General features: G+C 71.0%; 18 protein-coding genes. All 18 read left to right on the top strand.

From position 1 onward, the window contains the following. Positions 1 to 14: 14 nt before the first annotated feature. The 18 genes from H6844_05860 to H6844_05775 all read left to right on the top strand — a co-directional run bounded on the left by H6844_05860 (position 15) and on the right by H6844_05775 (position 23,368). A complete protein-coding gene (locus H6844_05860) occupies positions 15 to 1,454 on the top strand; it encodes a UDP-N-acetylmuramoyl-L-alanyl-D-glutamate--2,6-diaminopimelate ligase (protein MCB9928926.1) in 1,440 nt (479 codons plus the stop codon). Continuing rightward, positions 1,451 to 2,869, top strand: coding sequence for a UDP-N-acetylmuramoyl-tripeptide--D-alanyl-D-alanine ligase (murF, locus tag H6844_05855; GenBank protein MCB9928925.1), 1,419 nt, complete (start codon positions 1,451 to 1,453; stop codon positions 2,867 to 2,869). Before H6844_05860 ends, murF begins: the two co-directional genes overlap by 4 nt. Then, positions 2,859 to 3,947 (top strand): phospho-N-acetylmuramoyl-pentapeptide-transferase, encoded by a 1,089-nt coding sequence (locus H6844_05850; GenBank protein ID MCB9928924.1) that lies wholly within the window; start codon positions 2,859 to 2,861, stop codon positions 3,945 to 3,947. Before murF ends, H6844_05850 begins: the two co-directional genes overlap by 11 nt. Positions 3,948 to 3,963: 16 nt before the next feature. After that, positions 3,964 to 5,334 carry a UDP-N-acetylmuramoyl-L-alanine--D-glutamate ligase gene (locus H6844_05845; GenBank protein MCB9928923.1) on the top strand — a complete coding sequence of 457 codons (1,371 nt, stop codon included), beginning with the start codon at positions 3,964 to 3,966 and terminating at the stop codon, positions 5,332 to 5,334. After that, positions 5,331 to 6,461 carry a cell division protein FtsW gene (locus tag H6844_05840; protein ID MCB9928922.1) on the top strand — a complete coding sequence of 377 codons (1,131 nt, stop codon included), beginning with the start codon at positions 5,331 to 5,333 and terminating at the stop codon, positions 6,459 to 6,461. The genes H6844_05845 and H6844_05840 overlap by 4 nt, the downstream gene beginning before the upstream one ends. Further along, positions 6,458 to 7,582 carry an undecaprenyldiphospho-muramoylpentapeptide beta-N-acetylglucosaminyltransferase gene (gene murG / locus H6844_05835; protein MCB9928921.1) on the top strand — a complete coding sequence of 375 codons (1,125 nt, stop codon included), beginning with the start codon at positions 6,458 to 6,460 and terminating at the stop codon, positions 7,580 to 7,582. Before H6844_05840 ends, murG begins: the two co-directional genes overlap by 4 nt. Further along, positions 7,579 to 9,057: a UDP-N-acetylmuramate--L-alanine ligase gene (locus tag H6844_05830; GenBank protein MCB9928920.1), complete on the top strand. Its 1,479-nt coding sequence runs from the start codon at positions 7,579 to 7,581 to the stop codon at positions 9,055 to 9,057. Before murG ends, H6844_05830 begins: the two co-directional genes overlap by 4 nt. Next, positions 9,054 to 9,980, top strand: coding sequence for a UDP-N-acetylmuramate dehydrogenase (gene murB, locus H6844_05825; GenBank protein MCB9928919.1), 927 nt, complete (start codon positions 9,054 to 9,056; stop codon positions 9,978 to 9,980). The genes H6844_05830 and murB overlap by 4 nt, the downstream gene beginning before the upstream one ends. Continuing rightward, a complete protein-coding gene (locus tag H6844_05820; protein ID MCB9928918.1) occupies positions 9,977 to 10,924 on the top strand; it encodes a D-alanine--D-alanine ligase in 948 nt (315 codons plus the stop codon). Before murB ends, H6844_05820 begins: the two co-directional genes overlap by 4 nt. Beyond that, complete coding sequence (locus tag H6844_05815) at positions 10,909 to 11,754, top strand: FtsQ-type POTRA domain-containing protein (protein ID MCB9928917.1); 846 nt, start codon at positions 10,909 to 10,911, stop codon at positions 11,752 to 11,754. Before H6844_05820 ends, H6844_05815 begins: the two co-directional genes overlap by 16 nt. 17 nt (positions 11,755 to 11,771) lie before the next feature. Beyond that, positions 11,772 to 13,016, top strand: a complete 1,245-nt coding sequence (gene ftsA / locus H6844_05810) for a cell division protein FtsA (GenBank protein ID MCB9928916.1) — start codon at positions 11,772 to 11,774, stop codon at positions 13,014 to 13,016. 107 nt (positions 13,017 to 13,123) lie between these two features. Further along, positions 13,124 to 14,743, top strand: a complete 1,620-nt coding sequence (gene ftsZ / locus H6844_05805) for a cell division protein FtsZ (GenBank protein MCB9928915.1) — start codon at positions 13,124 to 13,126, stop codon at positions 14,741 to 14,743. Between the two features lie 383 nt (positions 14,744 to 15,126). Beyond that, complete coding sequence (locus tag H6844_05800) at positions 15,127 to 16,095, top strand: UDP-3-O-acyl-N-acetylglucosamine deacetylase (GenBank protein ID MCB9928914.1); 969 nt, start codon at positions 15,127 to 15,129, stop codon at positions 16,093 to 16,095. A gap of 142 nt (positions 16,096 to 16,237) precedes the next feature. Next, entirely contained in the window at positions 16,238 to 17,785 is a 1,548-nt protein-coding gene (locus tag H6844_05795; protein ID MCB9928913.1) for an outer membrane protein assembly factor BamD, read from the top strand. A 14-nt stretch (positions 17,786 to 17,799) separates the two neighbouring features. Next, the gene (gene recN / locus H6844_05790; GenBank protein MCB9928912.1) at positions 17,800 to 19,491 is read left to right on the top strand and encodes a DNA repair protein RecN; all 1,692 of its coding nucleotides are present in this window, start codon (positions 17,800 to 17,802) and stop codon (positions 19,489 to 19,491) included. A gap of 212 nt (positions 19,492 to 19,703) precedes the next feature. Next, entirely contained in the window at positions 19,704 to 20,252 is a 549-nt protein-coding gene (locus H6844_05785; GenBank protein MCB9928911.1) for a hypothetical protein, read from the top strand. A 72-nt stretch (positions 20,253 to 20,324) separates the two neighbouring features. Next, positions 20,325 to 22,409, top strand: coding sequence for an NAD-dependent DNA ligase LigA (gene ligA / locus H6844_05780; GenBank protein ID MCB9928910.1), 2,085 nt, complete (start codon positions 20,325 to 20,327; stop codon positions 22,407 to 22,409). After that, positions 22,406 to 23,368, top strand: coding sequence for a pyridoxal-phosphate dependent enzyme (locus H6844_05775; GenBank protein MCB9928909.1), 963 nt, complete (start codon positions 22,406 to 22,408; stop codon positions 23,366 to 23,368). Before ligA ends, H6844_05775 begins: the two co-directional genes overlap by 4 nt. Positions 23,369 to 23,395: the final 27 nt, after the last annotated feature.

Below are 23,395 nucleotides of genomic sequence, written 5' to 3'. Positions count from 1 at the left end.
CGGCGGGAGATGCGATGGCGGACCAAAGTGACTCGGCGATCCTGACAGGCGTTTCCGGCCTGACTGCCGACTCACGCGCCGTCAAACCCGGCTATCTGTTCGCCGCCCTGCAAGGCGAGACGTCCGATGGCCGCCGTTTTATCGACCGCGCGGTCGAGGCCGGCGCCGTCGCCATCCTGACCGACCGCCTGCCGGACGATCAGGCGGCCGGCCTTGCCGGCCGGGTGCGGCTGTGGCTGGACCCGAATCCGCGCCGCCGGCTGGCCGAACTCGCCGCGGCGTTTTTCGGCCGGCAACCGGACTGGATCGCCCTCGTGACCGGCACGAACGGAAAAACCTCGACCGTGGAATTTGCCCGCCAGATCTGGGCCGCCAATGGCCGGCCGGCCGCCAGCATCGGCACGCTGGGCATCACGCTGCCGGGCGGCCGCGAGGGCGGCAGCCTCACCACGCCGGACCCGGTCAGCCTCGCCCGGCTGCTGGCGCAACTGGCTGCGGGCGGGATCGAACACGCCGCCGCGGAAGCCTCCAGCCATGGCCTGGAGCAGGAGCGGATGTCGGGCGTGGCCGCGCGGATCGGCGCCTTCACCTCGTTCAGCCGCGACCATCTCGACTATCACAAGACCGAGCGCGCCTATCTGGACGCCAAGCTGCGGCTGTTCCGCGAGCGCCTGCCGGAGGGCGGGGCCGCGGTGATCTGCGCCGACGACGGGTTCTCCGCCCAGGCGGTGCGGGTCGCGAAGCAACGCCGCCTGGAACTCTGGACCTATGGCCGCAAGGGCGAGCGCATCCGCCTCGACCGCCGCACCGACACGCCCGAGGGCCAGCGCCTCGCGCTGACCGTGGACGGCGAGCCGTTCGACGTGCTGCTGCCACTCGCCGGCGACTTCCAGGCGGAAAACGCGCTGGCGGCACTCGGCATCGCGCTGGCGAGCGGCGTGCCGCGGGCCGATGCCGTCGCGGCCCTGGCGACATTGCAGACCGTGCCGGGACGCCTGGAGCCCGCCGGCCGCCATGCGAGCGGCGCGGCGGTCTATGTCGATTACGCCCACACGCCCGGCGCGCTGGAAGCCGCGCTGAAGGCGCTCCGGGGCGCGACCCGGGGCCGGCTGGTGGTGGTGTTCGGCGCCGGCGGCGACCGCGACACCGGCAAGCGGCCGGAAATGGGCCGGATGGCGGCAAGTCTCGCCGATCTGGCCGTGGTCACCGACGACAATCCGCGCTCGGAAGACCCGGCGGCGATCCGGGCGGCGATCCTGGAGGGTTGCCCCGATGCGGTCGAGATCGGCAGCCGCGCCGAGGCCATTGCCTGGGCGGTGGGCCAGTTGCAGGCGGGCGACACGCTGCTGATCGCCGGCAAGGGCCACGAGCAAGGCCAGACCGTCGCCGGCACCGTGCTGCCGTTCGACGACCGGGCCGAGGCGCGCAAGGCGCTGGCGGAGGCCGGGGCATGAGCACGCTCTGGACCGCAGACGAGGCCCGGCAGGCGACGGGCGGCACGGGCGCGGCGACCTGGGCGGCGCGGGGTGTCGGCATCGACTCGCGCACGGTGCGGGCGGGCGACCTGTTCGTGGCCCTGAAAGGCCCGACGCACGACGGCCACGACCATGTGGCGGCCGCCCTGGCCGCAGGGGCGGCGGCCGCCCTGGTCGACCATGCGCCGGCCGGCATCGCCGGCGACGCCCCGCTGCTGCGGGTCGGCGATACGCAGCAAGGGCTGGAGGCGCTGGCGCGGGCCGCACGGGCGCGCTTTGCGGGGCAGGTGGTGGCGCTGACCGGCAGCGTCGGCAAGACCGGCACCAAGGAAATGCTGGCGCGCCTGCTGGCGAGCGTGGGTCCAACCGCGGCGACCGAGGGCAATCTCAACAACCATATCGGCGCCCCCCTCACCCTGGCGCGCCTGCCGCGCGACGCCGCCTTCGCGGTGCTGGAACTCGGCATGAACCATGCGGGCGAAATCTCGCCCCTCAGCCGCATGGCCCGGCCCGACTGCGCCCTGGTCACGCGCATTGCGCCGGCGCACAGCGCGTTTTTCGCCTCGGTCGAGGCGATCGCGGAGGCGAAGGCGGAAATCTTCGAGGGCCTGGCCCCAGGCGGCACCGCCATCGTCAATGCCGACGACGGCCATGCCGAGCGACTCGCCGCCGCTGCCCGCCGGCACGGTGCGGCGCGCGTGCTGCGCTTCGGCGAGGCACGGGACGCCGACGCCCGCCTGCTGGCCTGCGACCTGGCGGCGAACGGCTCCACCGTCGAGGCGGACATTCTGGGCCAGCGGTTGCGCTACCGGCTGGGCGCGCCGGGCCGGCACTGGGTGCTGAACAGCCTGGGCGCGCTGGCGGCGGTGGCCGCGCTCGGCGTGGAACCCGACCGTGCCGCGGCATTGCTGGCCGACCAGCGCCCGCCCGCCGGCCGCGGCGCGACCGAGCGGCTGGTGCTCCCCCAGGGCCCCGTCACCCTGATCGACGAGAGCTACAATGCCAGCCCCGCCGCCATGCGCGCGGCCTTCGCCGTTCTGGCGCACCATGCGCCGCCGGCGCCGGGGCGACGGGTCGCGGTGCTGGGCGACATGCTGGAACTGGGCGCCACCGCGGCCCGCGAGCATGCCGCGCTCGGCGCAGCTCTGGCCGCGCTGCCGGTCGACGCGGTGTTCGCGGCCGGCCCGGAAATGGCCACACTTGTCGCGCAATTACGCGCCGATCAACGCACGGGCCACGCGCCGGACACGGCCGCGCTGGCAAAGACAATCGTGCCCGCCTTGCGCGCGGGCGATGTGATTTTGGTGAAAGGGTCGCTGGGCATCGGCATGGCGCGCATCGTCCGCGCGCTGCGAGAAGCTGCGGCCCCCGAAGGACTGGCCGATGCTCTATAACCTGTTGTCGCCGCTGGGCGACGAATTCCAGTTGTTCAACCTGTTCCGCTATCTGACCTTCCGGTCCGGCGGCGCCGTCATCACCGCGCTGTTCCTCAGCTTCGTGTTCGGCCCCGCGGTCATCCGCTGGCTGAAGGCGAAACAGGGCGAGGGCCAGCCGATCCGCGAGGACGGCCCGGCCAGCCATTTGCTGACCAAGCGCGGCACGCCGACCATGGGCGGCAGCCTGATCCTGCTGGCGATCACGGTCAGCACGCTGCTGTGGGCGGATATCACCAACGGCTATGTCTGGTGCGTGCTGATGGTGACGGCCGGCTTCGGCCTGATCGGCTTTGCCGACGACTATCGCAAGCTCACCCGCCGCTCGCATCACGGCGTCAGCGGTCGGGTGCGGCTGCTGCTGGAATTCGCCATCGTCGCGGTCGCCTTCGTCTGGATCCAGCACCTGACCGGCCGGCCGCTCGCCACCTCGCTGGCGGTGCCGGTGTTCAAGGATTTGCTGGTCGATTTCGGCTGGTTCTACCTGCCGTTCGCCTGTTTCGTCGTGGTCGGAACGTCGAACGCCGTCAACCTGACCGACGGGCTGGACGGCCTCGCCATCGTGCCGATGATGATCGCCGCCGGCTGCTTCGCCTTCATCGCCTATCTGGTCGGCAATGTGATTTTCGCCGAATACCTGCAAATCCACTATGTGGCCGGCACCGGCGAACTGTCGGTGCTGTGCGGCGCGGTGGTGGGCGCGGCGCTGGGCTTTCTCTGGTTCAACGCGCCGCCGGCCATGGTGTTCATGGGCGACACCGGCTCGCTCTCCATGGGCGCGGCGCTGGGCACGATCGCGGTCATCACCAAGCACGAGATCGTGCTGGCGGTGATCGGCGGCCTGTTCGTGCTGGAGGCCGTCAGCGTCATCGTGCAGGTGGCGAGCTTCAAGCTGACCGGCAAGCGCGTCTTCCGCATGGCGCCGCTGCACCACCATTTCGAGCAAAAGGGCTGGGCCGAACCGACCATCGTCATCCGGTTCTGGATCATCGCGTCGATCCTGGCGCTGGCGGGCCTCGCCACGCTGAAACTGCGGTAGGGAGCGCGAAACGCCAATGATCCCGCTGCCGCAAACCAGGGGCAAACGCTTCGGCGTCATGGGCCTCGGCAAGTCCGGCCGGGCCGCCGCACGGGCGCTCGCCGCCAGCGGTGCCGAGGTGCTGGCCTGGGACGACAAGGCCGATACGGTGCCGGAAGGCAGCCAGCGCCACGACTTCGCGCAAGGCCCCTGGCCCGCCCTGGAGGGCATGGTCTGGAGCCCCGGCATTCCGTTCGAGCATCCGGCCCCGCACGCGGTGGCCGTGCGCGCCGTCCGGGAAGGCTGCCCGCTGGTCTGCGACATCGACCTGCTGGCCGAGGCCGGCACCGGCGCGACCCTGGTGGGCGTCACCGGCACCAACGGCAAGTCGACCACGACCGCGCTGCTGGCCCATGTGTTGCAGACGGCCGGACGCCCCGCCATTGCCGGCGGCAATATCGGCGCCGCGGCCCTCGACCTGCCGCCGCTGGGCGGTGACGGCGTCTATGTGCTGGAACTGTCCTCCTATCAGTTGGAACTCTGCCGAAGCGCCCATTTCCGCATCGGCCTCTGGCTGAACCTGACGCCGGATCATCTGGACCGCCATGGCGGCCTGCACGGCTATGCGAGCGCGAAGGCACGGTTGTGGCGCCACACCCGGCCGGGCGATGTGGCGGTGATCGGCACCGACGGCGCCTTCGGCCGGGCCGAAGCGGCGCGTGCCGCGGCCGAAGGCCGGCGCGTGATCCCGGTGTCCGGCACCCGTCTGCCGGAGGGCGGCGTCGGCGTCGCCGACGGGCACCTGGTCTCCGCCATCGACGGGGAACCCCGGACGGTGGCGCGCCTTGCCGACTGCCGCGCCCTGCCCGGCGACCACAATGCCGAGAACGCGGCGGCGGTGGCCGCGGCCGCGCTGACGCTGGGATTGCCGGCCGAAGCCATCGCGGCCGGCCTCGCCGCGTTTCCGGGTCTGGCGCACCGTCAGGAAAGGGTGCGGCGAATCGGTCATGTGGACTATGTCAACGACTCGAAGGCGACCAACGCCGAATCAACCGCCAAGGCGCTGGTTTGCTATCCCAGAATCTACTGGATTATCGGGGGGTTGGCAAAAGCGGGCGGCATCGTCCCCTTGACATCTCTATTCGGACGAGTCGCGCACGCATTTCTGATCGGAGAGTCCGCCCGCGCGTTTGCGACAACCCTGGAGGCTGCAGCCATCCCCCATTCCCTGGAAGGTGACCTGATCCCGGCGCTGGCGGCGGCCCATGCGGCGGCACAGGCGGACCCGCAGCCCAGCACGGTGCTGCTGTCGCCGGCCTGCGCCTCGTTCGACCAGTGGCCGAATTTCGAGGCCCGGGGCGATGCCTTTCGCGCCGCCGTTCTCGCGTTGGAGGAGCACCGGCCATGACCCCGTTCGCCCGCACCGACCGTAGCATTGTCGGCCGTTGGTGGTGGACGGTCGACCGCTGGACCCTGGCCGCCCTGCTGTCGCTGATCGGCATCGGCGTGGTGCTGATCGTCTCCGGCAGCCCCGGCGTGTCGGATACCATCGGCTATGATCCGTTCCATTTCGTCCGCCGGCATCTGGTGTATGCGCCGTTGGCGGTGATGATCCTGGTCTCGGCGTCGCTGCTGGGTCCGCGCGAGGTGCGATGGTGCGCGGCCGGGCTGGTGGCGCTGACCCTGTTGCTGCTGGTGATGGTGCTGCTGGTCGGCGTCGAGGCCAAGGGCGCCCGGCGCTGGGTCAGCCTTGCCGGCCTCACGCTCCAGCCCTCCGAGTTCATGAAACCGGCCCTGGCGGTGGCCGGCGCCTGGCTGTTCGCGCTCTTTCAGCAAACCAAGCAATGGCGCTATCTGCTGGCGAATATCGCCCTGCTGGTCGTGACCGTGCTGCTGATGGTGAGCCAGCCCGATATCGGCATGACCGTGGTGATCGTCACCGTCTGGATGGCGCAATTCTTCCTGGCCGGCCTGCCCGTCGCAGCGACCGCGGCGCTGGGCAGCCTGGGGCTGGCCGGGTTCGTGTTCGCCTATTTCACCTTCGATCACGTGCAAAGCCGCATCGACCGTTTCCTGAACCCCGCCGCCGGCGACACCTACCAGATCGACAAGTCCATCGCCGCGTTCGAAAGCGGCGGCTGGTTCGGGGTCGGGCCCGGCAACGGCGCCCTCAAAACCCAGTTGCCGGACGCCCATGCGGACTTCGTGCTGGCGGTGGCCGGCGAGGAGTTCGGCGCGGCGCTCTGTCTGGTGCTGGTGGCGTTGATCGCCGTCGTGGTGTTCCGCGGCCTGTTGCGGGTGGCGCACACGCGCAGCCTGTTCGTGAGCGTCGCCGCCGCCGGCCTGCTGGTGAGCTTTGCCATGCAGGCGATGATCAACATGGCCTCCGCCCTGGAACTGATCCCCGCCAAGGGCATGACCCTGCCCTTTGTCAGCTATGGCGGCAGCTCCATGCTGGCGGTGGCGGTCAGTATGGGCTTTCTGCTGGCGCTGACCCGCCGGCGCATCGGCTATGAGCCGGAGGACCGCGTATGACGGCGCCGACCTCCAACATCGCGCTGGCCGCCGGCGGCACCGGCGGGCACCTGTTCGCGGCGGTGGCGCTAGCCGATGCGCTGGTGCAGCGCGGCCATCGGGTGAGCGTGCTGACCGACGCCCGCGGCGCCCGGTTCCAGAGCGGCGTCGACGTCCGTGCCGTGCCCGCGACGCGCCTCAGCGGCGGGCCGGTCGCCCGGGCGCTGGGCGCGGTCCGGTTGGGCATGGGCGTGCTGGCGGCCGCCTGGCACCTGAAGCGCGACCGGGTGCGCCTGCTGGTGGGCTTCGGCGGCTATCCGAGCGTGCCGCCGGTGCTGGCGGCCCGGCTGCTGGGCGTGCCGGTGGTGCTGGTCGAGCAGAACGCCGTGCTGGGCCGGGCCAACCGGCGCCTGGCCGGCATGGCGCGGGTGGTGGCCACCGCCTTTCCCGAGGTCGAGGCGCTGGGCAGCGCCGCCCACCGCTTCACCGGCATTCCGGTGCGCCCGGCCGTGGTCGCGGCGCGCGCCCGTCCCTATCGCCCGTCGGCGGATGAGGAACCGTTCCATCTGCTGGTGTTCGGCGGCAGCCAGGGGGCGCATGCGTTCGCGGAAACCGTCCCTGCCGCCTGCGCCCTGTTGCCGGCCAATCTGCGCCGGCGCCTGCGGATCGTGCAGCAGGCCCGGCCGGAGGACGAGACTGCGGTGCGCGCCGCCTATGGCGATCTCGCCATGGATGTGGAGGTTGCGCCCTTCTTCGACGACCTGCCGGCGCGCATGGCCGCGAGCCAGTTGGTGATCGCCCGCGCCGGCGCCTCCACCATCGCCGAACTGCTGACCATTGGCCGGCCGGCGGTGCTGGTCCCCTACCCGCACGCCATGGACGACCACCAGACCGCCAATGCCCGCGCCATCGATGCGGCCGGCGCGGCCTGGCTGATGCCGCAACCGGCCTTCACCGCCGAAGCGCTGGCCCGACGCCTGGAAACCGTGCTGACCCTGCCGGACTGCATCGCCGCGCGGGCGGAACTTGCCCACAGCCTGGGACGGACCGACGCAGCCGAACGGCTGGCGGACCTGGCCGAATCGCTGTTGGTTCCGGCAAAAACAGCGCCCGGAGCGGCGCTGCGGAGCCTTGCGCCATGACCCTTTCCCCCTCCGCTTCCCCCTCTCCATCGAGCGACGCGCCCCAGGCGGTGGCCCGCCTGCCGTTCGAAATCGGCGTGCTGCATTTCGTCGGCATTGGCGGCATCGGCATGAGCGGCATTGCCGAGATCATGCACAATCTGGGCTATCGGGTGCAGGGCAGCGACATCGCCGCCGGCGCCAACACCGAACGCCTGGAAGCGCTGGGCGTTCCGGTCTGCATCGGCCATGCGGCGGAGAATCTGGGCGAGGCCGCCGTGCTGGTGGTCTCGTCGGCCATCGACCCGCGCAATCCGGAGGTGATCGCCGCCCGCGAGCGCCGCCTGCCGGTGGTGCGCCGCGCCGACATGCTGGCCGAGTTGATGCGCCTGAAATGGTCCATTGCCATCGCCGGCACCCACGGCAAGACCACCACCACCTCGCTGGTCGCCAGCCTGCTGGCCGCCGGCGGGTTCGACCCGACGGTGATCAATGGCGGCATCCTCAACGCCTATGGCACCAACGCGCATCTCGGCTCCGGCGACTGGATGGTGGTGGAGGCGGACGAGAGCGACGGCACCTTCCTGCGCCTGCCCGCCACCGCCGCCATCGTCACCAATATCGACCCGGAGCATATGGAGCATTACGGCAGCTTCGATGCCGTGCGCGAGGCCTTTCACAGCTTTGTCGAGAACATCCCCTTCTACGGCTTTGCCGCGCTCTGCCTGGACCATCCGGAGGTGCAGGCGCTGGCGGCGCGGGTGCAGGACCGGCGCATCGTCACCTATGGCTTCAACCGCCAGGCGGACGTCTATGGCGTGATCCGGTCGGTTTCGGCCGATGGCGTGCGCTTCGACGTCGAATACCGGCCGACGCCGGACGCAGAGCCGCAGCATCTGGACGGGCTGAGCCTGCCGATGGTCGGCAACCACAATGTCCAGAACGCCATGGCCGCGGTCGCGGTCGCGCTGCGCCTGGAGATCGGCGCCGACGCGATCCGGGCGGGGCTGGCGGGCTTTGCCGGCGTGAAACGCCGCTTCACCCGCGTCGGCGAGGCCGGCGGCATCACCGTCATCGACGACTACGGCCACCACCCGGTGGAAATCGCCGCCGTGCTGCAGGCGGCGCGCAGCGCCAGCGCGGGCCAGGTGATCGCCGTGGTGCAGCCGCACCGCTATTCGCGGCTCGCCGACCTGTTCGAGGACTTCTGCACCTGTTTCAACGATGCCGAGCACGTGCTGGTGGCCCCGGTCTATGCCGCCGGCGAACAGCCGCGCGACGGCATCAGCCACGAAACGCTGGTCGAAGGGCTGCGGGCCCATGGCCATCGCGGCGCCGACACGATCGACGGGCCGACCGATCTGGCGGCGCGGGTGCTGGACCTGGCCGGGCCGGGCGACATGGTCATCTGCCTGGGCGCCGGCAGCATCACCCGCTGGGCCGCCGCGCTGCCGGGCGAGTTGCAGGCCCTGCTGGACGCGGGAGGCTCGCCATGAGCGCCCTGCTCGACCGCCTGCCGCCGGTGCGCGGCCGTCTGCGCGCGGACGCACCGCTGGCGCCGTCGACCTGGTTCAAGGTCGGCGGCCCGGCCGAGGTGCTGTTCCGGCCGGACGATCTGGACGACCTGCGGGATTTCCTGCGGCACAAGCCGGCCGATGTGCCGGTGACGGTGCTGGGCGTCGCCTCCAACACGCTGGTGCGCGACGGCGGCATTCGCGGCGTGGTGGTGCGGCTCGGCCGCGGGTTCGCGGGCATTGCGCGGGACGGCGCGGACGGCTTGGTTGCCGGTGCGGGCGCACTCTGCGCCAACCTGGCCCGGCAGGCGCAAATGGCCGGCCTGGGACGGCTGGCCTTTCTCTCCGGCATTCCGGGAACGGTCGGCGGCGCGCTGCGGATGAATGCGGGCGCCTATGGCGGCGAGACCAAGGACGTGCTGGACTGGGCCGAGGCGCTGGACCCGGCGGGCCGCCTGCATCGCCTCGTCCCGGCCGACCTGGGCTATGCCTACCGCCATTGCGACCTGCCGGCCGACTGGATCTTCGTGCGCGCCCGTTTCCGCGGCGAACCCGGCGCCGCCGACATCGACGCGGACATGGAGCGGATCGCCGCCGCGCGTGCCGACAGCCAGCCCATCGGCTCGGCCACCGGCGGCAGCACCTTCCGCAACCCGCCCGCGCACAAGGCGTGGGAGTTGATCGACGCCGCCGGCGGGCGCGGCCTGCGGATCGGCGGGGCGCAAATGAGCGAAAAACACTGCAATTTCATGATCAACACCGGCTCCGCATCGGCGGCCGACCTGGAACGCCTGGGCGAGACGGTGCGCGAACGGGTGCGGGCGGCCACGGGCATCGACCTCACCTGGGAGATCAAGCGCATCGGCGAGCCGGCCACGATGGCGGTGCGGGAGGCGTGCGCATGAGCCAGCGGTTCCGGCATATCGCCGTGCTGATGGGCGGCACCTCGGCCGAACGCGAAGTCTCGCTGTCCAGCGGCCGCGGCTGCGCCGACGCGCTCGGCCAGCGCTATCGTGTGACCGAGATCGACTTCACCGGCGATGTCGCCGCCCTGGTGGCGGCGCTGAGCGGGCCGGAGGCACCCGAAGCCGTGTTCAACGCCCTGCACGGCCGCCATGGCGAGGATGGCACGGTCCAGGGCCTGCTCGACCTGCTGGGCGTGCCCTACAGCCATTCCGGCGTGCGGGCGTCGGCCACCGCCATCGACAAGGCGGCGAGCCGGGACCTGTTCGAGCGGATCGGCCTGCGCGTGCCGGCGGGCCGGGTCGCCCCCCTGGACCAGGCCCTGACGGCCCTGCCCGCACCGTTCGTCATCAAGCCGGTGGCGGAGGGCTCCAGCGTCGGCGTGCACATTGTCCGCGCCGGCGACAACCGCGCCCTGCCGGCCGACTGGCCGTTCGGCGGCGACGTGCTGGTGGAAGCCTATATTCCCGGCCGGGAACTGACCTGCGCGGTGCTGGAAGACGCGGACGGCATGGCCGCCGCCCTGCCGCCGCTGGAAATCCGCCCGCGCGACGCCTTCTACACCTATGACAGCAAATACGCCGACGGCGGCAGCGTGCATCTGGTGCCGGCGCCGGTGCCGGCGGCGGTGGCGACGGAGGTGCGGGCCGCCTCGCTGGCCGCGCATCGGGCGCTGGGCTGCCGGGGCGTTTCGCGGTCCGACTTCCGCTATGACGACACGGCCATGCCGGGCGCACCGGACGGACGGATCTATATCCTCGAAACCAACACCCAGCCGGGCATGACGCCCACCTCGCTGGTGCCGGAAATCGCGGCCCATGCCGGCGTCGACTTCCCGACCCTGGTCGCCCGCCTGATGGAGGGAGCCCGATGCGCCGCCTGCTGACCCTGCTTCGCCTGCGCCCGTCGCGCCAGCGGGCGGCCCTGCCCCGCTGGGCCCGCCGCGCCGTGTTCGCCCTGCTTGCGGTCGGGCTGGTGGCCGGGTATCTGGCCACGGTCTCGCACCTGTCCCGCTCCGGCTGGCTGGACGGTCAGTGGGCGCGGCTCGATGCCTGGGCGGACCGCCAGGTGGCCGATGCCGGCTTCCGGGTTGCCGGCGTCACCGCCTACGGCCGGCACGAAACCGAAGCCGCGGCGCTGCGCGCGGCCCTGAAGGTCGAGCCGGGCACGCCGTTGCTGGACCTGGATCTGGGCGCGTTGCGCCAGCGGGTGGAGGCCCTGCCCTGGGTCCGTGTCGCCTCGGTCGAACGCGCGCTGCCGGACCATCTGATCGTGCGCGTGGTGGAGCGGGAGCCGGCCGTGCTGCTCCAGCGCAGCGGCAGGCTCAGCCTGATCGACACCACGGGCCGGGAGATTCCCGGCGCCGCCCTCTCCCCGTTCGCCGAACTGCCGACCGTGACCGGGCCGGGCGCCGCCGCCGCCGCCCCCGCCTTGTTGCGGACGCTGAACACGGAACCGGCGCTGGCCGCGCGGGTGACCGCCGCCACCTATCTGGGCCAGCGGCGCTGGGACGTGCGCATCGACGACCGGGTCTGGGTCCGCCTGCCGGAGCGGCAGCCCGATGCCGCCTGGACCCGGCTCGCCGCGCTCGATGCCGAGCACGGGCTGCTGCGCCGCAACATCCTGGCCGTCGACACCCGCAATCCCCGGCAATGGGCGTTCCGCCTGCCGCCGGGCATGCGCCTGCGCATGGCCATCGAAAACGCCGGGTCTTAAGGGAGACCGTGCCCGTCATGTCCGTCACCCCGCCGCTCGGCCTCATGGCCGCCCTGGATATCGGCACCGCCAAGACCAGTTGCATCATTGCCCGCGCCGACGCGCAGGGGCGGCTCCGGGTGCTGGGTACGGCGACCCGCGCCAGCAAGGGCGTGCGCAATGGCGCGATCATCGACCTGGAAGCGGCGGGGCTCTGCGCCGGCAGCGTGGTCGAGGCGGCCGAGGCGATGGCGCGCGAATCCATCGACCGGGTGATCGTCAACCTTTCGTGCGGCGGCATCGCCTCGGAGCAACGCCAGGCCGTCGTGCTGCTCGGCACCCAGGCCATCGGTACGGCGGAACTGAACCGGGTCATCGGCAAAAGCCGCGAAGCCCTGCCGGGCGCGGGGCGGGCCGAACTGCACTTCCTGCCGCTCGGCTATACGGTGGACGGCAATCGCGGCATTCCCGATCCGCGCGGGCTGTTCGGCCAGAGGCTGGCGCTGGACACGGTGGCGGTCACCTGCCACGAATCCGCCATCCGCACCCTGCGCACCGCGGTGGCCCGCACCCATCTGGAAGCGCAGAGCATCGTCGCCTCAGGCTTCGCCGCCGGCCTCGCGGTCCTGCATGCGGACGAGCGCGAGCTGGGCATCACCGTCATCGACATGGGCGCTGGCAGCACCGACATCGCGGTGTTTTACGACAACGAACTGATTTTCTGCGACAGCCTGCCGGTCGGCGGCGGCCACGTCACCCAGGATATCGCCCAGGGCCTTAGCACGCCACTGGCCCAGGCGGAGCGGCTCAAAACCCTGCAGGGCTCCTGCCTTTCGGCCGCCAGCGACGCGCGGGATTTCCTCGACATCCAGCCGCTGGGTGACGAGGGCGAGGTTGGAACCATGCAGGCGCCGCGCGCCCTGCTGGTGCGCATCATCCAGGCCCGGATCGAGGAAATTCTGGAGCTGGCGCACGACCGGATCGCCAAAAGCGGCGCGGCCCGATTCTCCGGCGGCGCCCTGGTGCTGACGGGCGGCGGCAGCCAATTGCACGGCCTGCGGGAGCTTGCGGGCCAGATGCTGGACAAGCGCGTTCGAATCGGTCGCCCTTCAGGGGTCGCCGGCCTGGCGGATATGGCTGACAATCCCGCCTTTGCCGGCGCCGTGGGATTGATCCTGTTTGCGCAACGCCGCCGCGCGAGCCTTCTGGCCGCCGGCGCCAGCCACGGGGAGAAAACCGGCATGCTCGATCGCGTCACTGGCTGGATGCGGAGCCTGCGCTAGACCATGCCACATCGCCGCCTTTCTCTCCTGCTTCCCTTTCGCCCGGCCGCGAATCCCGTCCCCTTCGCGGTCGCCGGTCCACCCCTTGCCCACCTGGGAGATTGCCCATGACACTCGACCTCTCCTTGCCCGACCAGATCGATGATCTGCGCCCGAATATCACCGTGATCGGAGTCGGTGGCGCAGGCGGCAATGCGGTCAACAACATGATCCGCAGCCACCTCACCGGCGTCGAGTTCATGGCGGCCAACACCGACAGCCAGGCGCTGCGCGCGAACCAGGCCGACCACAAGATCCAGCTGGGCCTGAACATCACCCACGGCCTCGGTGCCGGCTCGCGCCCCGATGTGGGCCGCGCCGCGGCGGAAGAGGTGCTGGACGAGATCATGGCGCACCTGGAAGGCACGCACATGGTCTTCATCACCGCCGGCATGGGCGGCGGCACCGGCACCGGTGCGGCCCCGGTGATCGCCCGGGCCGCGCGCGAGCACGGCATCCTGACCGTGGGCGTGGTGACCAAGCCGTTCCATTTCGAAGGCCGCCACCGCATGCGCACGGCCGACGCCGGGATCGACGAATTGTCCAGCTATGTGGACACGCTGATCGTCATCCCGAACCAGAACCTGTTCCGCATCGCCAACGACAAGACCACCTTTGCCGATGCCTTCCAACTGGCGGACGACGTGCTGCATTCCGGTGTGCGCGGCGTCACCGACCTGATGGTCAAGCCGGGCCTGATCAATCTGGACTTCGCCGACATTCGCGCGGTCATGCGCGAAATGGGCAAGGCCATGATGGGCACCGGCGAGGCCACCGGCGAGCACCGGGCGGTGCAGGCGGCCGAGGCCGCGATCTCCAACCCGCTGCTGGACGACGCCTCCATGAAGGGCGCGCGCGGCGTGCTGATCAACATCACCGGCGGCAGCGACATGACGCTGTTCGAGGTCGACGAGGCCGCGAACCGCATCCGCGACGAGGTCGACCCGGAGGCGAATATCATTTTCGGCGCCACCTTCGACGAACAGGCCGAAGGCACGGTGCGGGTGAGCGTGGTCGCGACCGGGATCGACGGCATTCCGGCGCCGCTCGACCTGCCGAAGCCGACTGCGCAGGCGGAAGCCGCGCCGGCGCCCCAGGCGGAAGCGCCCGCTCCCGCCGCGCCGGCCGCACCCGAGGCGCCGGCCACGTCCGACGACGTGATCGTCCTGCCGCGCGGCGCCCAGATTCCCCCGGCCGCTCCGCCGCAGCCCATGGCACAGCCAACGGCTCAGCCCGCGGCACAACCCATGGCTCCGGCCGCGGCTCCGCCGGCCGCCGCCGCGGCGGAACCGAACGACCGGCCGGGGCGCTGGTCCCTGTTCGGCGGCAAGCTCAAGCCACGGCCGATGCCGGCAACCAGACCGGGCGAATCCTTCGTCGCCGCCTCGCCGGCGCGGCCGCCGCAAGGCCAGGACGCCCCGATGCGGACCGCTGTCCACGCCCCGGCTGCGGCAGGCTCCGGCGGCGAATCGGCCCCGGCCAACCGTCCGGGGCTCGGCGGATTGTTCGGGCGCAAGGCCGAAGCCCCGCCGGCGCCGGCCCAACCGCGCCCGGCCGCGGACGACGCCACGGTTCATGTCCTGCCGAAGCAGGCACCGGCGCCGGCTTCGCCCAATCCGGTGCATTCCTCACAGCCGCCCGAGGATATGCTTGAAATTCCAGCATTTCTGCGCCGTCAGGCCCGATAGCCGGACGATTGTCGGACCGCCTCCGGCGACGGGCCCGTCGCCGGAGGCGGTTTGCGTTTAACTCCGCAGAATCCCTGTGATTCTCCGCAACATTGCGTAACAAACCGTGATTTGTTCCCTTCCCGAAAACCCCGTAGAGCAACAGGAAGAAGAAATACGCGGTGATACAGTCCCCAAGGGACGACGCGACTGGGTTTGCAGTCGGCTTCCTACCCCGTCACCGCACTGTGTTCGCCTGCCGGCGACCGGAGCATCGGAGCCCGGCCCGTTGCGAGGGGCGACACGGAAGTTACCGAGCGAAGTGAAACGCGTCCGTCGAGGGAAAGCCGGCGCCGTTTCAATGAAAGCGAGTGATGATGATGGACGGTTTGGCAACGAACAGCATGGTTTTCGGCGGCAGCGATGCCTGCGCCGAGGCGGACTGCCTGTCCGTGGATTTCGCCGTCGCAACGCACGCCTTCGCGCCGGGCCATCAGACCACGCTCCGCCACCCGGTGCACTGCTCGGGCACGGGCCTGCATAGCGGGCAGGTGGTCAACCTGACCCTGAAGCCGGGCCCGGTCGACAGCGGCATCCGCTTTTTCCGCACCGACGTGGCGCCCGAGACCGCCTGGGTCGAGGGGCGCTGGGACGCCGTGTCCGACACGACGCTTTGCACCGCGGTCAGCAACCGCCACGGCGTCCGCGTGGCGACGGTGGAGCATCTGGTTGCGGCCCTGGCCGCCGCCGGGGTCGACAATGTCGTGGTCGAACTGGACGCGGCCGAACCGCCGGCCATGGACGGCAGCTCCGGCCCCTTCCTGTTCCTGATCGAGTGCGCCGGCATCGCGTTCCAGCCGAAGCCCCGCCCCTTGTTGCGCATTCGCAAGCCGGTCCGGGTCGAGGACGGCCCGAAATTCGCGGCCTTCCTGCCGGCGTCGCGGACCAGCATGGACGTGACAATCGACTTCGAAAGCCCCGCGATCGGCCACCAGCGGATCGCCCTGCCGCTCTCCGGCATGCGGTTCAAGACGGACCTGGCGCGGGCCCGCACCTTCGGCTTCGCGCACGAGGTCGCCTATTTGCAGAGCCAGGGGCTGGCGCGCGGCGGCTCGCTCGACAATGCGGTGGTGATCCAGGACGACGCGATTCTGAACCCCGGCGGCCTGCGGTTTGCGGACGAATTCGTGCGTCACAAGGCGCTGGATGCGGTCGGCGACCTGTATCTGGCCGGCGGCCCGTTCCTCGGTCGCTATGTCGGCAATCAGCCCGGCCACAAGCTGAACAACCAGCTGCTGCGGGCGTTGATGGCCGACCCGGCCGCCTTCGAATGGACGGCCACGCCGGACCGTCCCGCAGCCCGGTCGCTCTGACGCGCACCGGACGGCGGTCGGCGGTTGCCCGCCAGCCGGAATCCGCGCTAAACAAGCGGTTCGCTTCTGCCCTGTCCTCCGGGCCCCGTAGCAATGGGATTGAACAGGAACCGTGTCCGACCGGCGCTCCCCACTTGGCGTTCTGCAATCCTGCCGGCGCTATGCCGTCGTGTTTGGCCTGAGCGCCGCCCTCCTTGCTGGCTGCAGCAGTGACGAAAAACCGGTGTATCAGGAAAAACCGGTCACCTCGCTCTACAATGCCGGCCTCGATGACATGGCCCAGGGCAATTACAAGGACGCGGCCAAGCAATTCGAGGAAGTGGAGCGGCAGCACCCGTTCTCGATCTGGGCGCCGCGAGCCCAGATCATGGGCGCCTATGCCCATTTCGAGGCGGACGAGTACGACGACGCGATCATCAATATCGACCGCTTCATCCAACTCCACCCGAACCACGAAGACGCGCCCTACGCCTATTATCTGAAGGCCCTGGCCTATTACGAACAGATCGTCGACGTGCAGCGGGACCAGGCCATCACCGCCAAGGCGCTGCAGGCGCTGAACGACGTCTATCGCCGCTTCCCCGACTCGGTCTATGCCCGCGACGCCCAGCTCAAGCGCGACCTGGCGTTCGACCACCTGGCCGGCAAGGATATGTCCATCGGCCGGTTCTATCTGCGCAGCGGCGAGCCGCTGGCGGCGATCAACCGCTTCCGCAGCGTGCTGCGCGACTACCAGACCACCAGCCATGTGCCCGAAGCCCTGCACCGGTTGGTCGAGGCCTACACGTCGCTCGGCCTGCACGAGGAGGCCGAGAAAACCGCCGCCGTGCTGGGATACAATTTCCCCGGATCGCAATGGTATTCCGACAGCTATTTCCTGCTGACCGGCAAGCGGGTCAGGGTCAAGGCGGAGTACGACGACCGCGGCTTCCTGGACCGCACCTGGGATTATCTGGTGGTCCCCTCGCACACGATCGGCGTCGTCGATCTGGATGCCGAGCCCGAACGCAAGCAGGACCTGACCACGCCGCTGGAATCGACCGGCCCGACCTTCGCCACGCTGGGCGGCGGTGACGCCCAGGCCGAGCAGGACGACACGGCGAAGGCCGCCGCTGCCGGCGCGGCGGACGCCGCCAATGCTGCTGGCGTTGCCGGTGCCGCGGGTGCCGCAGGTGTCGCCGGCGCGGCAGGTGCCGCCGCGGATGCGGCCTTGCCGACGCCGGGGACGCAACCGGCACAGCCGGCGCAAGCCGCCGAAACCCTGGCGTCGCCTGCGGTGCACCAGAAGGTTCAGAGCCAGTTGGACGCCGCAAACGGCCATGTGCAGACCGCGAAAACGGCGGCCGCCGCCTGGCAGAAGGCAGCCGACGGGGCCACGAACGACCAGGAGCGTGAGCGCGCGGCCAACAATGCCGAAATCGCCAGCAAGGCCGGTGACTACTGGCAGGCGCGCGCCGATCTGCTGGATCTGGCGCTGAACGAGCCCGACAACGCCGACAGCAAACGCCAGTTGGAGCGCCAACTGGCGGAAACGGCGCTGACCTATTGGCGCACGGTGGAGCGGCTGGGCGAGACCCAGACCGAGCGCGACCTGGCCGCCAAGAACGCCAACGACGCGGAACAGGCCCTGACCTACTGGAACGATCAGGGCCGCGGCTGGCTCGGCCGGCTGTTCGGCGGCAGTTCCTGAGCGGTCGGGCGGCCATGCTGCGACAGCTGGCCATCAAGCGGATCGCGTTGATCGACGATCTGACCCTCGATTTTGCCGACGGGCTGGGCGTGCTGACCGGCGAGACCGGCGCCGGCAAGTCCATCCTGCTCGATTCCCTGGGCCTGGTACTGGGTGCCCGCGCCGATGCGGGCCTGGTGCAGGCGGGGGCCGACCGCGCCATCGTCACCGCGGTGTTCGGCGACCGGGCGCTGGCGCTGGTGGAGCCGCTGCTGGCCGAGACCGGCGTGGAACTGGAGCCCGGCGAGGACCGGCTGGTGCTGCGCCGCGTGCTGTCCGCCGAGGGCCGCAGCCGCGCCTTCGTCAACGACCAGCCCGTGTCGGCCGGCCTGCTGCGCCGGATCGGCGAGCGGCTGGTGGAGGTGCAGGGCCAGTTCGACTCCGGCGGCCTCACCGACCCCGCCGGCCATCGCGACCTGCTGGACGCCTTCGGCGGCCTGGAGGCGGAGAGCGGCGCCGTTGCCGCCGCCTGGCGCGACTGGCAGGCGCAGGTCAAGGCGTGGCAGGACCAGCAGGCGGCGCTGGCCGCCTCGCACGGCGATGCCGACTGGCTGCGCCACGCCCTGGAGGAACTCGACAAGCTTGGCCCCGAAGCGGACGAGGCCAGCAAGCTGGCGGAGGAACGGCGCTTCCTGCAAGCCCAGGAACGCATTCTGGAGGCCATTCAGGGCGCCCGCGGCGCCGTTTCCGGCAAGACCGACGTCGCCAACGCCCTGCGCGCGGCCATGCGGGCGCTGGAGCGCTCGGCCGACAAGGTGGGCGACCGGTTCGACCCGGCGCTGCAAGCCCTGGACCGGGCGGCCATCGAATTCGACGAGGCGCTGAACGCCATCGACGAACTGGCGCACGGGGTCGACCTGGACGGCTCGCGCCTGGATGCGGTGGAAACCCGGCTGTTCGCCCTGCGCGACCTGGCCCGCAAGCACCGCTGCGAGCCGGACCAGTTGGCGGCGGTGCAGGCGCAACTGGCGGCCAATCTGGAGGCCCTGGAGCGGGCCGACCAGGCCCTGGCCGAGGCCGAACAGGCCGCCGCCGCGGCCCGCGCTGCGTTCGAAGCCCGCGCCGCGGCTCTCTCCGACGCCCGTCGCGAGGCGGCCGGCCGGCTGGACGCCGCCGTTGCCGGCGAACTGGCGCCGCTCAGGCTCGAAAAGGCCGCCTTCCGCACCGATATCGAAGATCTGGCGCCGGAACAGTGGAGCACGCACGGCCGCGACCGGGTGCGGTTTGCCGTCCGCACCAATCCGGGCATGCCCTTCGGCCCGATCGAGCGCATCGCCTCCGGCGGCGAGCGCGCCCGCTTCCTGCTGGCGCTGAAGGTCGTGCTGGCCGCCGCCGACCCGGTCGGCACCTTGGTATTCGACGAGGTCGATGCCGGCATCGGCGGCGCCACCGCCGCCGCCGTCGGCGAGCGCCTGGCCCGCCTGGGCGAGGAGGTTCAGGTGCTGGTGGTCACCCACTCGCCCCAGGTGGCCGCGCGCGGCCGCCATCACCTCCATGTGCGCAAGGCGGAGCAGGACGGCCGCAGCCGCACCCAGGTCGACCGGCTGGCCGACTCCGACCGGCATGAGGAAATCGCCCGCATGCTGGCGGGCGAGACGGTGACCGAGGAAGCGAGGGCCGCGGCCCTGCGCCTGCTGCATCCCGGCCGCCGCGGAACCGCCGCCTGAATCCCGGCCGCTGCGGAGCGGCGGGCCGGGACCGGCGTCTGCATTCGAACACCGCCGCCGTCCGTGTTCGCACGCCGCGAGCGGCCCCGGATCGGCGCTCCGCACCGTCCGGGGAACACGGGCGCGCCGCGCCGGCCGGGGAACACAGACCGGGCTTGCGCTACCCCCGCCCGCCGGCGAGACTATCGGTTGCACAGGAAGGAGACTCCGCCATGGTCGATCTGGACCGTTTCGTTGCCGATTGCCGCGCCGCCCTGCGGTCCCGCGATCCGGCCGGTGCCGTCGAAGTGTTGGTGAAAGACGCCATCGCCGATCCCGCCGGCCTCGATGCCGCGTTCGCCCAGCGGGTGCGCGGGCCGTCGCTGCAAGACCGGATGATCTACAACGACGAAGAGCTGACCGTGGTGCAGATCGCGACGCCGCCCGGCCTGCGCTCGCCGATCCACAATCACTGCATGTGGGCGGTGATCGGCGTCTATGACGGCCAGGAGCACAACCGGTTTTTCAGCGATGCCGGCGGCAAGCCCGAGCCGGTCGCCGAGCGGCTGCTGCGCGCCGGCGATATCTGCCGCCTCAGTGCCGACGACATTCACGCGATCCACAACCCGCTGCCGACCCGCTCGTCGGCGATCCATGTCTATGGCGGCAATCTGGTCAACCGCGAGGGCCGCAGCCTCTGGAACCCGAAGACGCTGGCGCGCGAGGACTACGAGATCGACCGGCTGCAAACCTATGTGCGGGAGCTCAGCGGGCTGGCTTGATCGGGCTGGCTTGATCGGCGGCGGCTGTGCTACGCACGACGGCGAATTTCCCCCAGCGCCAGAGCACCGCCCGTGAGCCCCAACCGCAAGCCCGTCGAGGACCTGACCGAGCCCGAAGCCGCGGAGGAACTGCGCCGGCTGGCCGATGAGATCGCGCATCACGACCGGCGCTATTATGCGGACTCCGCCCCGGAAATCGAGGATGCGGCCTATGATGCGCTGCGCCTGCGCAACCAGGCCATCGAGGATCGTTTTCCCGCTCTGAAGCGCGCGGACAGCCCCAGCGAGCGGGTGGGATCGGCGCCGGTGGAAGGCTTCGCCAAGGTGCGGCACGCCCGGCCGATGCTGTCGCTCGCCAACGCCTTCGACGAGGAAGACGTGCGCGACTTCCTCGCCCGCATCCGCCGCTTTTTGGGCCTGGCGGAGGCGGAAGAACTGGCGGTGGTGGCCGAGCCGAAGATCGACGGCCTGTCGCTCTCGCTGCGCTACGAGCGCGGCCGGCTGGTGCAGGCCGCCACCCGCGGCGACGGCACCGAGGGCGAGGACATCACCGCCAACGCCCGCACGCTCGCCGACATTCCCGGCGAGATCGACGGCGCGCCGGACGTGCTGGAGGTGCGCGGCGAGGCCTATATGAGCCACGGCGCCTTCGCCCGCCTGAACGAGCGCCGGGCCAAGGCGGAGTTGCCGCTCTACGTGAACCCGCGCAACGCCGCCTCGGGCTCGCTGCGCCAGCTCGACCCCAGCATCACCGCCGAGCGGGAGTTGAGCTTCCTCGCCTATTCGCTGGGGGAGGTCACGGCGCCGATTGCCGACACGCACACCGGCCTGCTCGACCGGCTCGCCGCCTGGGGGCTGCCGGTGAACGAGCATTCGCGGCGTTGCGAGAGCGCCGAGGAATTGCTGGCGGCCTATGACAGCCTGCTGGACCGGCGCCCGCGCCTCGACCACGACATCGACGGCATTGTCTACAAGGTCGACCGGCTGGACTGGCAGGAGCGGTTGGGCCAGGTCAGCCGCGCGCCGCGCTGGGCCATCGCGCACAAATTTCCCGCCGAACAGGCCGAAACCAAACTGGAAAAGATCGACATCCAGGTGGGCCGCACCGGCGCGCTGACCCCGGTGGCGCGCCTGGCGCCCGTGTTCGTCGGCGGCGTCACCGTCACCAACGCCACCCTGCACAACGAGGACGAAATCGCCCGCAAGGATATCCGCCCCGGCGACACGGTGGTGATCCAGCGCGCCGGCGACGTCATCCCGCAGGTGGTGCGCGTGGTGCTGGAGAAGCGGCCGGAGGGTCTGGAGCCCTACGCATTCCCGCACACCTGCCCTGTCTGCAAAAGCGAGGCCGTGCGGCCGGAGGGCGAGGCGATCCGGCGCTGCACCGGCGGCCTGATCTGCCCGGCCCAGGCGGTGGAGCGGCTGAAGCATTTCGTCTCGCGCAACGCCTTCGATATCGAGGGATTGGGCACCAAGCGGATCGAGGAATTGTGGGCGGACGGCATCGTGCGCTCGCCGGCCGACATTTTCCGCCTGAAGGACCGCCGCGCCGATCTGATCCAGCGCGAGCGCTGGGGCGAACAGTCGGTCGACAACCTGCTCGCCGCCGTCGAGGACCGGCGGGTGTGGCCGCTGGAGCGGTTCCTGTTCGCGCTCGGCATTCGCCAGATCGGCCAGGCGACCTCGCGCCTGCTGGCCCGGCACTATGGCTCGCTGGAGGCGCTGACGCAGGCGATGGAGGCCGCACAGGACCCGGAAAGCGAGGCCTATGCCGACCTGATCGCCATCGACCAGATGGGCGCGGATATGGCGACGGACCTGCTGGCGTTTTTCGCGGAACGGCACAACCGGGACGTGATCGCCGACCTGGCCCGGTATGTCACCCTGGAGGCGCCGGAAGCGGTGCAGGAGTCGGCGGTGAGCGGCAAGACCGTCGTCTTCACCGGCACGCTGGAACGCATGACCAGGGCCGAGGCCAAGGCCACGGCGGAATCCCTGGGCGCCAAAGTGGCCGGCAGCGTCTCGAAAAAGACCGACTATGTGGTGGTCGGCGCCGACGCCGGCAGCAAGGCCAAGAAGGCCGCCGATCTGGGCCTCGCCCTGCTGAGCGAGGAGGAATGGCTCGCACTGATCGGGCGGGAGGCCAGCGCACCATGAGCGACCATCCCGTCGATCTGGCCATGATCGAGGCCGCGGCCCAACGCATCCGGGGCCGGGTGCGCGAAACGCCGGTGCTGGACCCGCAGCCGATGCGCGGGCCGGTGCTGGATGCGGGCCGGCTGCTGCTGAAGCTGGAATGCCTGCAAGTCACCGGCAGCTTCAAGGCGCGCGGCGCCAGCAACAAGCTCGCCACCCTCGACGCGAACGCCCGCCGGCGCGGCCTGGTGACGGCGTCCGGCGGCAATCACGGCCTGGCCGTCGCCTATGCCGCCGCCAGCGCCGGCGTGCCGGCGGCGATTTTCGTGCCGGAAAGCACGCCGGCGGCCAAGGTGCAGAAACTCCGCCAGTGGGGCGCGGAGGTGACGGTGACCGGCCGGGTCTGGGACGAGGCCCAGGAAGCCGCGCTGGCGGCGCAACAGGCGCGCGGCCTCGCCTATGTGCACCCGTTCGCCGACCCGGAAGTCATCGCCGGCCAGGGCACGCTGGGCCTGGAAATCCTGCGCCAGGTGCCGCACGCGGACACGCTGGTGGTGGCCATCGGCGGTGGCGGCCTGATCGCCGGCATTGCCGCGGCCGCCAAGGCGATCCGCCCCGGCATCCGCATTGTCGGGGTCGAGCCCACCGGCGCGCCGACGCTCTATGAGAGCCTGAAGGCCGGGGCGTTGGTCACGTTGGATGCGATTGAGACCGCCTCGGGCTCGCTGGCGCCGCGGCGCTCCATGCCGATCAACCTGGACCTGATCGCCGCCCATGTGGACCGGATGGTGCTGGTCACGGACGAGGAAATGCGCCGGGCGGCCGAATGGCTGTGGTTCGAGACCGGCGTCGCGGCGGAACTGGCGGGCGCCGCCTCCCTGGCCGCACTCATGACCGGCCGCCACCGGCCCGCCGCCGACGAGACGGTGGTGGCCGTCATTTGCGGCGCGGGGACGGACGGGCTCGGCCTGGCGGCATAGCAGCATAGCGGCATAGCCTGCCGCCGC

It is taken from the genome of Alphaproteobacteria bacterium (assembly GCA_020638555.1).
Classification (GTDB): Bacteria; Pseudomonadota; Alphaproteobacteria; order Bin95; family Bin95; genus JACKII01.
This window is presented reverse-complemented; position numbering and strand designations above follow the sequence as displayed.